10 protein-coding genes are annotated in these 10,960 nt (G+C 58.3%); 3 read left to right on the top strand and 7 right to left on the bottom strand.

From position 1 onward, the window contains the following. Complete coding sequence (locus tag JC200_RS18070; RefSeq protein ID WP_274433100.1) at positions 1-3,075, bottom strand: AAA family ATPase; 3,075 nt, start codon at positions 3,073-3,075, stop codon at positions 1-3. Next, complete coding sequence (locus JC200_RS18065) at positions 3,072-4,409, bottom strand: metallophosphoesterase family protein (protein ID WP_274433099.1); 1,338 nt, start codon at positions 4,407-4,409, stop codon at positions 3,072-3,074. Before JC200_RS18065 ends, JC200_RS18070 begins: the two co-directional genes overlap by 4 nt. Positions 4,410-4,607: 198 nt before the next feature. On the opposite strand from JC200_RS18065, the gene JC200_RS18060 reads away from it, so the two are divergent. The 3 genes from JC200_RS18060 (at position 4,608) to JC200_RS18050 (ending at position 6,734) form a co-directional block, all read left to right on the top strand. Beyond that, complete coding sequence (locus JC200_RS18060) at positions 4,608-4,898, top strand: DUF1871 family protein (RefSeq protein WP_274433098.1); 291 nt, start codon at positions 4,608-4,610, stop codon at positions 4,896-4,898. 272 nt (positions 4,899-5,170) lie between these two features. Continuing rightward, positions 5,171-5,326, top strand: a complete 156-nt coding sequence (locus tag JC200_RS18055) for a hypothetical protein (protein ID WP_274433096.1) — start codon at positions 5,171-5,173, stop codon at positions 5,324-5,326. Between the two features lie 166 nt (positions 5,327-5,492). Next, the gene (locus JC200_RS18050; protein ID WP_274433095.1) at positions 5,493-6,734 is read left to right on the top strand and encodes an MFS transporter; all 1,242 of its coding nucleotides are present in this window, start codon (positions 5,493-5,495) and stop codon (positions 6,732-6,734) included. 113 nt (positions 6,735-6,847) lie between these two features. Here the strand turns inward: JC200_RS18050 and JC200_RS18045 are convergent, their stop codons facing one another. From JC200_RS18045 to JC200_RS18025, 5 genes are all read right to left on the bottom strand, one after another. Continuing rightward, the gene (locus JC200_RS18045) at positions 6,848-7,678 is read right to left on the bottom strand and encodes a DODA-type extradiol aromatic ring-opening family dioxygenase (RefSeq protein ID WP_274433094.1); all 831 of its coding nucleotides are present in this window, start codon (positions 7,676-7,678) and stop codon (positions 6,848-6,850) included. Positions 7,679-7,765: 87 nt separating this feature from the next. Beyond that, positions 7,766-7,990 (bottom strand): TM2 domain-containing protein, encoded by a 225-nt coding sequence (locus JC200_RS18040; RefSeq protein WP_274433093.1) that lies wholly within the window; start codon positions 7,988-7,990, stop codon positions 7,766-7,768. 93 nt (positions 7,991-8,083) lie between these two features. Continuing rightward, complete coding sequence (locus JC200_RS18035) at positions 8,084-8,965, bottom strand: D-alanyl-D-alanine carboxypeptidase family protein (RefSeq protein WP_274433092.1); 882 nt, start codon at positions 8,963-8,965, stop codon at positions 8,084-8,086. Positions 8,966-9,088: 123 nt separating this feature from the next. Then, positions 9,089-9,754 (bottom strand): metal-dependent transcriptional regulator, encoded by a 666-nt coding sequence (locus JC200_RS18030; protein ID WP_274433091.1) that lies wholly within the window; start codon positions 9,752-9,754, stop codon positions 9,089-9,091. Positions 9,755-9,819: 65 nt separating this feature from the next. Next, positions 9,820-10,947 (bottom strand): FUSC family protein, encoded by a 1,128-nt coding sequence (locus JC200_RS18025; protein WP_274433090.1) that lies wholly within the window; start codon positions 10,945-10,947, stop codon positions 9,820-9,822. Between the last annotated feature and the right edge of the window lie 13 nt (positions 10,948-10,960).

The raw sequence follows: 10,960 nt of genomic DNA, 5'->3' as shown, positions 1-10,960 counted from the left end.
TTACTCCCCTTGTGCAGCCTCCGTCAAGTCGACGACCCGAACGCCTGCATCCACTGCCAGCGCGGCGACGTCGTCGTGACAAGTCAAGTACAAGAACTGTCCGCCCTCTGCCTCTTCTCTCAGAATAGCAAACACAGCGTCAAAACGCGCCCGGTCAAAATTCACCAGCGGGTCGTCGAGCACCACTGGGAGAATCACGCCCCGAGCTGAATAATCCCTCAACAACGCCAACCTCAGCGCGAGATAAACCTGTTCGCGGGCACCGCGCGACAACTGGTCGACCGCCCATGCCTGGCCCGCACCATCGACTGCGACCAATACCGGCACATCCACTCCGCTCTTGTTGTCCACCGTAGCTGTGGCCCGCAATTCCACGTAGCGCCCGTTGGTCACTCGCGCAAACACCTCACTGGCCGCATTGAGCGCAGTTGGCTGGCGATCACGTTCATACCGCCGCCGCGCCTCCTTTACCAGCGCACCCGCAGCAGCATACACACCCCACTTTCGCGCTGCCTGCAGACGCTCCGCCGATACCTGCGCCAACTGCCACGCAGTGTCCAGTGCTGTTTTGCGGTCCGACCACTGTGCAAGTTCCTGTTCAATCGCCCAGACCAACCGGCGCTGTTCTTCTGCCGCAAGGCGTGCCTGCGCGACCTGCGAAGTTGCAGCTTGGACCTGCGCGCTCACATCTTCCTCGGTCAACAAGGCGAGCTTCGACACGACAGCTTCGTATGCGCTCTCGCCCCCTGCGGTGGCAACAGCGTGTACATAGGACTCGCGCGCCACCCTTGCTTCAGCCGCCCACTCGTCTAGCCGAGCCTTCGCTGCTTCAAGGTGTGACCGCAGCGCGTGCAGGACTGACTCAAGCCGACGTGCCACTGTGGGACCATCCTCGTCCTCGCGTCCGTCGAAACTGGGGTGAGCAAAGTCCCCCGTCCGTCCACTCGTCGCGGCTGTCTCACGTTCTGTCACAGTGACAGAACGCACGGTCATCGCACCGTCTGGCACTTCCCTGCGTACCTGTTCCAGAATCGCGGCCGCTGTGCGTCCGAACTGCGACAGCCTACGACCGGTTTCAAGCGCGCTTATACTCCTTTTTGCGGCCTGTGCCTCGGCACTACGCAGTCGGGCCACACGTGCAGCTTCCGCGACAAAAGCAGTTGGGGACAGGTACTCCTTTATCCCGAACGACGCCAATTCTGCCACCCACGCAGCTTCCGCAATTCGGAGTTCCTCTTTCGCCGCTCGTTGCCTGGCCTCTTCGTCAAGCAACTGACGCTGTGCGTCTTGCCAGCGCTCCCATGCATTGCGCCCTTCCTCTAGCCCTGCCACTTCCAAATCTAGCGACAGTCGACTCTGGCGAACCGCCTGTCGCAAAGTCTGAAAGGCGTGGCGGACCGCAGTGTAATCGTCCGGGAGACTCTCTCCGAACACCCGTTGCACATCCGTAGCGCCAGCCGGATGTCGGTCAGCCGTTTGTAGTTGTGCGATTGACTCCCGTACTGCCTGCCACCCGCTCTTTACGTTCGCCTCCAGCCGGGTCACGTCAAGACTACTTTCTCGTCTCGACGCACCCTTGGCACCCCCGCTGTCGCGCCGCAGCCAGCCCGTAGCCACAGCGACGCCGAGCAGCAGGGCGACGACCCCGGCAATCGTTTGTCCCGCGTACCACAGATACGCCCCGAACAGCGCCGCGACGATGACAGCGAAGATTGCTGCAAAGGACGAACGCCGACGTTGTTGTGCACGTCTCTGCTCTGCACTCTGCGCCAGTGCCTGTGCTGCCGACGCCAAGTCGTTCAAATGCGTTTCACACGTGTTCCACAGCGATTCCGCACGGTCAATCGTCGCCGTGTCGTCCTGCAACCGACTGGCCATGACGGAAAGTCGCTGGCGTAGCGTCAGCCACTGGGCGGAAGTTTCATCCCCTGTACCGCCAACAGAGACAAGTTCTGCAAATCTCTGCTGGGCGATGTCCCGGCTACCAGAGACAGTGTTGGCGAGACCATCCACACTGCGAAGGCAGTGCTCTAGCCTCGCTGCGTGGAGGCGCGCCTGTTCCACCGCAGCGGTATCCACCGACGCTGCCTGGAGCGCAAGTTGACCGTCCCAGAGCGGTGTCTTCCACGGAGCACTCAGACTCGCTGCAATTTGGGCCGACTCCTCGCTTAGCTCAGCCGCATCTTGAAGAGACTCCTGCATTTGCCGCAATTGCACGGTCGCCGTCTGAGCCTGTGCCGCAGCTGAAGCTACTTCACCACTTAGGCGCAACCACGGTGGGTCAGCCTTGCCATCCGCACCACTTTTCGCCTTCCACTCGTTGCGCTGGCAGTAGTGCGGCCACACGTCGGTGAGTACCTGGGCTTGCCGGCGTTCTTCGACCGCGTCTTGCAGGTGTTGTTCCAATTCCTCTAGAGTCACTCTCGCCTGCACCAGTTCGTCACGTTTGCGTAAGTACGCTGCTGGTGTATCCTGGGTGGCTTCCAGTTCAGTTCGCAGACGAGCGACCTCGCGGTTCTTCTGTAGCAGTACCGCGTTTCTGGCGCGTGCGTCTGCGTTGTAAATGGCCTTGCCTGCCTCGCTGAGGCGTCGCTCTAGTTCGTACGGTGACAGTCCCCCCGGACTGCCAACTGCGTAAAGCTTGTCAGCGACCCCCGTCTCTTCCTTCAAGTCCTGCAACTCCGCCAACTGGAACGTGAAAACTGACTGGTACAAGGATGCCTCGACCATGCGCAGGTCCGGTAAAGCATCCTTGACCGCTTCGTCACCTGTAAGGCGGTCACCGGTCGGTGTCAGCAGGACCGGTTTCAGCCGACGACTGCTTAGCCCTCGCTCTAACCGCCAGAGGGCGCAGTCCCGCTCCACCATTGCCGCGACTCGCGACTCAGATGTGATGGCCGGACGGCCCTCCTCCATGTCCGGGCGTCCAAACAACAAGCCGCGGAGGCTGGCCAACAGCGTGCTCTTGCCGGTCTCATTGGGACCGTAGAGCACCGTGAGACCGTCCACGAGGTCGGGCAGAACGAGTTGTCGATGAGCGCCGACCCGCTCAATTTCCAATCGTCGCAACTTCATCGATTCGCCCCCTCAGCAGAACCGGCTGCTGCATACCACGTCAAGACCTGCCGCTCGGCCGCATCGAGGACGAACCGCCATTCATTTTCTCCCGGTTCGACTAGAGTCAGGTCACCTCCGTCGTGGAAGACGGCTTCCAGAACCGGAGCGAGCAAAGTTCGGGCAAGCTCGAGGTCGCTCCGACACTCTTCCACCAACCGCAACAACTCACCAACGAACTCTGCACTGTGCATGAGCGCGGCGCGGTCAAGCGGCGGTACCAGTTCTGAACGGATGTCCTCAATCCACGCTGGCAACCCAAGAACTTGCAACTCTCCCATCAAAGTCGAATGCAAGTCTTCAGACGGCTGCAACGCCGAAGCGAGCGGCGTCACGCCAGTGAGGTACAAGCGAACAATCGTCGGCAGCAGGTCGGAATCCTTGGCCTGTATTTGCTGTACTTGTGAAGCAGGCCCACCCGAAGAGACACTCCTTACGACTGCGGCGACCCGCTTAGGCACCAGGCTCAAACTGTCCTCTTCGTCCAGCGACACTTCCACGGGTGCAAAAGTGACAGCTGCCGTGCGACGCCAAGTCACGGCGGTGCGCCCTTGCTCATCGACCTCGACGATGGCAACGCCGTGGACACCGGGTTCGCGGATGTGACGACCTTGCGGGACGCCAGGATAGAACACAAGCGGACGCGTTTGCGACAACACCACCTGCTGGTGGATGTGGCCAAGGGCAAAGACGTCGAACCCGCGCGTAGACAGTTCCTGTACGCTCGTTGGGCAGTACGTCGCGTGGTCGGCACTCGCCACAGCTCCGACACTGCCGTGATAGAGACCAATGGCGAAATCCGCATCGCGATGTCGCACAAAAGCGTTCGCACAAGACGCTGTCATCGCTGCTCGCGAGTAGCTGAAGCCACAAATTTGGATTCGGGTGTCGGGCGCCAACTCAAGCCAGGCCGGTGCGAGGGCTTCGGTTGGTTCTACCGACACCGCTGGAAACACGTAGACATTTTCTGGCCACGCAACCGGTGTCGGGCCCGTCAAAGGGTCGTGGTTGCCGTGGCTCAGGAAGACACGGATGCCCGCATCACACAGTTTCTGCATGCCACGCTGCAGTTCGAACCAAACGTGCATGGGGACAGACGGAGCGTCAAAGACGTCCCCAGCGATTGTCACGAAGTCTACGCGCTCTTCAATAGCAATGTCGACAATGCGACGAAACACCTCGTCTGCAGCTTGTCGGACACGCGCGGACCACAAATCCGGTAGTCGCGATTGCAAACCTTGAAACGGACTTCCCATGTGCAAGTCCGCGGTGTGCAGAAAGCGAAAACGCCGCATCGTGTCACCCCCGATCACATGTTCGTACCTCTCTATTCGGCATGCATGCCGAGGTCTCCTATCTTCTCAAACGAAACCTTCCGGTCGGATGGCAGTGAGTTGAGAGCAACCGTGAGAGGTAATGAGGAAGGAGTTCGAGCAGTACCTGTATAAGTACTGACGAGCAGAGATTGATGAATCGATAGGAGGCAAGTCCCGATGAGTCAAGAAGAACTGATTCACCAAAGCTTCGCGGCCGTGCGCGAAGTCATCAACGAATGGGATCCGGTTGGCCTCCACCCCGGCGCCTTCGCCCCGGTAGACGAGTACGACCCAGAAGTCAGTGAGATCGTTGCTTTCGTCGGCGATACGTCGCTTAGTGTTGGGGCATTAGGTGAACGCGTGTACAAGGTGTTTGAAACATGGTTTGGCGAGGACATGACCTACTGCTTCCCGCTCGAAGAGTGCGAGAACGTCGCTGTGAAACTAAAGGGGGCCGTGTCCAAATGACCACGGCCGCGCCAGGAGGACAGACTGTGCAAGACACAGACCGAAAGTCGTCTTTATCACCGGAACGTCGAGTGGAGGCGTACGTTTGAGACAGACTTCTTTGGAGCCCTGAGCTGTATCAAACCCGTACTACCGCACATGTGATCCCGCTGTTGAGGCATCATTGTCAACGTCGGCAGCATCGGTGGTCGAATCGCTTCGCCTGGCGCAGGTCCCTACTCTGCGTCAAAATTTGCACTGGAAGGGTATGACGGAGGCACTCTGCTGACCCGATGGAGGTCGTCAAACTCATTCGTGACATCGTCGTCTCCGACGCCCCGACAGTGCGGTACCCAGTCGGGACAATGATGAATCAGCCTGTCGGCGAATTTGTCCAGACTTACATCGCCACGCCGTGGACCGAGATCGAGCGGATGCGGCTCGTCTAAGACACCCCACTGACAAACACTGCGACCTGAAGGTCAGTTCCACGTATCGGAATGTTCCATCATATTCCGTCGGTTTGTCGCCACACACTTTTGTCTCCCCCTCACACAACCTTCGCACTAGGCATATCGTCGGTGTAAAGGTTGAGTTTTTAGGAGGGGTAGGGGGATGAGCGGACAATCGTACGCAGTGGCTGATACGTCGACGCCGCCAGCGGTGTCGCAGACCCGGATTCTCGTGGTCTCCGGTCTCGGCCTCTTGTTTGACTCGATGGATGTCGCACTCTTGTCATTCGTTCTCGTCTCGCTCACGAAACAGTGGCACTTGACTGCGACGATGACCGGTCTAGTCGGGAGCATTGGTTTAGTCGGCATGGCCGTCGGGTCCGCACTCGCGGGTCTGATGTCAGACCGCTTCGGGCGCAGGTCGACATTCCTGTGGACGCTCTTAATCTACAGCGTTGCCACAGGCCTGTCTTCGCTCGCCACTGGAGTCGGCATTTTCATCGTGTTGCGTTTCATCGTCGGGTTTGGGTTAGGTGGAGAACTCCCGGTCGCCACCACGTACGTGCTTGAGTCCTCACCACAAGAGCAGCGCGGGCGCCGCGTGGTCTTCCTAGAGGCCTTCTGGGCAGTCGGGAGTTTGGTCGCGGCAATCCTGTCGTTTTTCGTCATCCCAAGCCTTGGCTGGCGGATTGCCTTCCTCATCGGCGCGGTCCCTGCTCTCTACACGCTTGTACTGCGCTTCTCGTTACCCGAATCACCAAAGTTTCGCTCTTTAGGATCACGGCGCGCCACCATCGGCCAGGCGTTTCGCGCGCTCTGGCGCCCTGAATTGCGCCGCGCGACGGCCGCCACCTGGATTTTGTGGTTTGTTATGAATTTTGCGTACTACGGTATGTTTCTATGGCTTCCGTCCGTACTCGCAGACAAGGGCTACAACCTTGTCCACAGCATCGGCTATACGCTGATTATGACAATCGCCGAGATCCCAGGCTATCTCATGGCCGCCTGGCTGGTCGAGAAGTGGGGTCGTAAACGGACGTTGTTACCAGCCATGCTGCTCGCTGCGCTGTCCGCACTTGGCTTCGGCTTCGCGCACAGCACAGCGCAGTTGATCATTTTCGGACTGTTGCTGTCGTTTTTTATGCTCGCCGCATTTGGCGCCACCTACATCTTTACAGTCGAGCAGTTCCCAGTCTTCGTCCGTGGGTCTGGGATGGGTTGGGCAGCCGGATTTGGGCGCATTGGCGGGATCATCGGACCTTACATTGTCGGTGCCATGATTGCAGGCGCCGTCGGCTACCCTGCCATTTTCGGCCTGTTCTTCATCGTCACGCTGGTCGGATTCATTCTGGTTTGGATACTAGGTCGTGAGACCAAAGGCGTCAACACAGACGAACTGCGATAGCCGTTGACAAAGCTGACGAAGCAACGAACCGCCGGGTTTTCACCGGCGGTTCGTGACTTTATTTGATTTACTGCAAGAAACAAATGATTCCAGTGCAACTCGCTCAGCAGTCTTTACCCTGGTGTGACTTCAGCACACAACAGTCCGAAGTACGTTGGGACTTCGTACGACAACAACTTGACCTGCCGCTCTTCTGGCGGTATCGCTCCTGCCAGAATTAGCGCCTGCCAAATACCGTCGGGTTTGGCGGCTTCGATAAAGTCCGCGTCGAAGTACGCGAGGTCCTCAAGTTGTCCACTCTCTACTCGCGCAATCACCTCGTCGTCGAGTTGCCTTGCGGCTTCGTTGAACCCGTAAGGGCCGTCTTGTGCGTGCGCATGTGCCCAGTCACAGCTCGCAATGAGGCCAACTCGTCCCTCGTAACCGTGAACAGCGTCAGCCAAGGCCGCCCCAAAGGCAATGTGCTGCTCCATGGAGAGCGTTCGAGACGGTGAGAGCACGACAATCTCTGTCTTCGGCATGAACCACAGCGGGACGATTGCACCCCAGTCAAGCGGAAGGCACGACAGCGGGCCAGCCGCAGTCGCGTAGTTCACCGCAGCCACCGGCAAATCACGGGCCTGTGCTGCGTCGACGATGCCGCGGGCCAATGTCCGACAGACCTGCCGCTCCAGAGTAACCGACGGTCCTCCTTCATCGACCTCGCCAGTCATCCGCTCACAGTCCGAAATTGCGAAAAATCCATCCAATCGAATGCCATGAGGTGTGACGACGATAATCACATCCGGGTTAGCCTCAGCCATTTTCTGGCCAAGTGCACGCATGCTCTCACGCGTAGTCGCCATCAAAGAAACGCGATCCGGCGCAAGTTCAGGAATAACTTCTCCGCCGTGTGGAGTGATACAGGCAAACACGAACGGATTGCAGCAGCTTGAATCGGACACGTAGCACCCCCACCCGGACAACACTTGTCCACTTTTATCTTATTATACTCGAGATCAAAGAAGGCAGGCGATTTGCCTGCCTGCCAGTCAGTACTGTGCCATGCCTGCGGTCAAGAATAAATCCAGGAGCCACCAAATGCCGACGATGAACAACAACACATGCCCAATCATGATGGGAAACGTGAGACCGCCAATCAGGGTCATGGCCAACATCGTGACACCACTGCCGATGCGCCCGCAGTACATGCGGTGAATTCCGAGCGACCCTAAAAAAAACCAGAGTACATACGCCAGTGCGACGGAACGCCCCATGTTCATTCCCCCTGCCGCCGGCTGTGATGTTCACAGCATATGACAGGACGGCATGTCTCCATGTCGCAAAATGTTCAATTAGACGCCCATCAGCTAGACAATCTGCACACGTCGTCCTTGTTGCGCGTAAGTGAGGAGTTCTCGAGTTTCTCCGTACATCGCCGTCTTATTCGGTGCGCCAAGGACCACGGATACCATCACGTGGCCATTCTGCTTCACGGCAAAAGCTAAGCAGAACATCGCCTTTGATGTGTATCCTGTTTTCCCACCGATGACCTCGCCGAATGTGCTGTTCCTGAGATACATGAAACGGTTCGTGTTGTGAATGGCTTTGCCAGCTACCATGTCGTTCATCGTATGCATCGTCTCAACGATGCGCGGGTACTTCACAGCGGTTGCCAAAATCAGTGCGATGTCGTGGGCGGTCGACTGGTGGTCATCGTCATGCAGTCCGTTGGGCGTAACAAAGTTCGTGCCCGTGCAGCCAATGAGGCGCGCCTTGATATTCATCATCCGTGCAAAACCTTCCTGCGATCCGCCAATCGTCTGTGCGATAGCGTACGCTACGTCGTTTGAACTCTTCATCAGAAGCGCATGCAGTGCCTTGTCCGCAGGAATGGTTGTGTCTGGCTTAATCCCGAGGCGAACACGCGGCTGACGGCTAGCAGCCGTGCTGACATAGACTGGATCGTCGGGATGAAGGTAGGTGACGAGCAAGATGGCAGTCATCAGTTTCGTCGTACTCGCAGGGTACGTAAGTTTGTCCGCATTTTTCGCGTAGAGGATTTTGCCAGTGTTGGCGTCGAGGACAATCGCTGACTTGGCATTGATAAACACGCGTTTCGGGGCGTTAGAATCAGCGTAAACCGGGGCTGCGCAGGAGAATGTGACCACCACCCCGACCAAAGCAAGGCTGAGTCTGTACCGTCCACTTCGCACGAGCTGCGTACATGCCGCGGTAAGAAACCGAACCATGCCATACAACACTCCCTTCAGCAGGCCTGGGCCGCACGTCCGGTAACGAACGAGACAAGACCACAGGATTCCTGAAAAGGGTGTTCCAAACAGGCCAAGCGTATGTACGTCGAGCGAGCGTGGTCAGGCGTTTGGGGTCACCAGAATGCGCTTTGCAACCGACTCGTCCAGCGAGTAGGATGCTCCGTCCACCTCAATCGGCACACCTGCTTCATATGGACTTGCAGGTTTCGAAAGAACAACTTTGGCACCTGGAACAATGCCTGCAGTATGCAGAAAGCGGAGGAAATCGAGGTCCTCTTCGGCCTGTTCGACGATTCGAACGACCGTCACAGACTGCCCGCCTTCCATGCCAGACAGCGGGCGGCCGGAGACTTGCTTGGCCCCTGAACCTGGAATGACGTTGCCGTGCGGACAAGTTGTCGGATACCCGAGCCGTTCAGCTAGGCGCTCCTCCACCTCTGGAGAGATGGCGTGTTCAAGTCTCCCAGCTTCAACGTGTGCGTCTGCCCAGTCGAGCCCAAGTTCGTCGGTCAGCCAGCGCTCCAACAGGCGGTGTCTGCGCACCATCTGTTCAGCTTTGCGACGGCCTTCGTCGGTCAGCACGATAGAACGGCCTTCGCCAGTGCCAACAAAGCCGGATGCCGTCATCCGCTGCACCGTCTGCGTTACAGTCGGTCGCGCAACATCCAGATAGTCTGCCAACCGTGACGGCAATACGACATCTCCTTCGGCATCCAGAACATAGATGGCCTCCAGGTACTCATCTATGCCGTGTGTTCTCGGCATACCCGCGTTCTCCTCTCCTGCCCGCCACTCGGGTCTCTCTCATCAATCTATTGTAGCATAGGCCGCTATTGGCCACGTTCACCAAAAACAGATTCGGACTTGGCAGCACTGGCATTCCCTCGTTCGGTGGGCTGACGCAGTTCCTCCATCAGTTGGCGAAGGTCGTTCCAAAGCGCTCCTTCATAGAAGGCCACAAAGTCCTTTGCGTCATGGTCAAAAAGCCATCTGTGACGCTGAGCAAACTTCTCTAGCGGGTTGGCGTCCTGGCAACCGTCGCCGCTCGAGTCAACTGCGGTGGAAGCCGTCCCCGAAGCACCAACGACTGTGTTTGCCCACGTCAAGACTGCATCACTCGCAGCGCAGAAGTGCTCTGCCCAGCGCTCGCGAACTTGCCCTGCGATGCCTCCAGTCGCCTCCTCCCATTCAAGCAAAGAGCGCAAAACGCCGGCAGCGTGCGCATGTCCCTGACGCAACCGCAGCAGTTCCGTGTGGAGTCCCGCCAGCTTTGACTGTCGGCGACGGGCAAGCCAACTGTAAGACACCTCGGCGAGAGCCAGTTCGCCTTCTGCCGTGGCTTGGTGCAACGTCTCGAGGTAAGCTTGAGTGTCCCTTTGCAGTTCGCGTCCAGATGTGAGCGACGCTCCACTCCGTAACCACTCTGCGATGTCCGTAAAACGGCGAGCTAGGGCTACTCCCGCTGTCTTCACAGCACGGGTCGCCTGCGATGAATAGTCCGGGGGCAAAATCAACAGGCTCACCAATAGCGCAATGAGGGCGCCGATGAATGTGTTGATCACGCGATCGAACGAGTACCCAAGGTGATGAGACCCCGACGAGAGCACCATCAGCGCGCTCACCGCGACCTGCGGTACGGCGGTTCGCTGAAGATGGAGCAGCCGTGCCCCGGTCAACCCAGCCAAGACCAACAGCGCAATGCTCCACCCGTGCAGGCCAAGGGCGCTCGCCGTGACATCCGCCAAAATTACGCCCCCGACAATGCCTACCACCCGCTCAACACTGCGCCGCACAGACGCTGTGACCGTCACCTGCAGACACAAAATGGCCGCTAGTGGCGCAAAATACGGGTGTTTCAGGCCGCCCCACTCTGCGACGTTCCAAGACAGGCCAGCCGCCAGAGCAACTTTCCAGATGTAGCTTACGCGCACAATTGCGCCCCAGACTGTTCTCCACATAGCAGAAGTATTC

This window comes from Alicyclobacillus sp. ALC3 (genome assembly GCF_028751195.1).
GTDB lineage: Bacteria > Bacillota > Bacilli > Alicyclobacillales > Alicyclobacillaceae > Alicyclobacillus_L.
This window is presented reverse-complemented; position numbering and strand designations above follow the sequence as displayed.

Bases quoted from the DNA above. Each gene is read 5' to 3' on its own strand.
- JC200_RS18040 (WP_274433093.1), bottom strand. From the start codon at position 7,990: ATGGGGCGTTCCGTCGCACTGGCGTATGTACTCTGGTTTTTTTTAGGG.
- JC200_RS18060 (WP_274433098.1), top strand. From the start codon at position 4,608: ATGAGTCAAGAAGAACTGATTCACCAAAGCTTCGCGGCCGTGCGCGAA.
- JC200_RS18070 (WP_274433100.1), bottom strand. From the start codon at position 3,075: ATGAAGTTGCGACGATTGGAAATTGAGCGGGTCGGCGCTCATCGACAA.
- JC200_RS18025 (WP_274433090.1), bottom strand. From the start codon at position 10,947: ATGTGGAGAACAGTCTGGGGCGCAATTGTGCGCGTAAGCTACATCTGG.
- JC200_RS18065 (WP_274433099.1), bottom strand. From the start codon at position 4,409: ATGCGGCGTTTTCGCTTTCTGCACACCGCGGACTTGCACATGGGAAGT.
- JC200_RS18035 (WP_274433092.1), bottom strand. From the start codon at position 8,965: ATGGTTCGGTTTCTTACCGCGGCATGTACGCAGCTCGTGCGAAGTGGA.
- JC200_RS18055 (WP_274433096.1), top strand. From the start codon at position 5,171: ATGGAGGTCGTCAAACTCATTCGTGACATCGTCGTCTCCGACGCCCCG.
- JC200_RS18030 (WP_274433091.1), bottom strand. From the start codon at position 9,754: ATGCCGAGAACACACGGCATAGATGAGTACCTGGAGGCCATCTATGTT.
- JC200_RS18050 (WP_274433095.1), top strand. From the start codon at position 5,493: ATGAGCGGACAATCGTACGCAGTGGCTGATACGTCGACGCCGCCAGCG.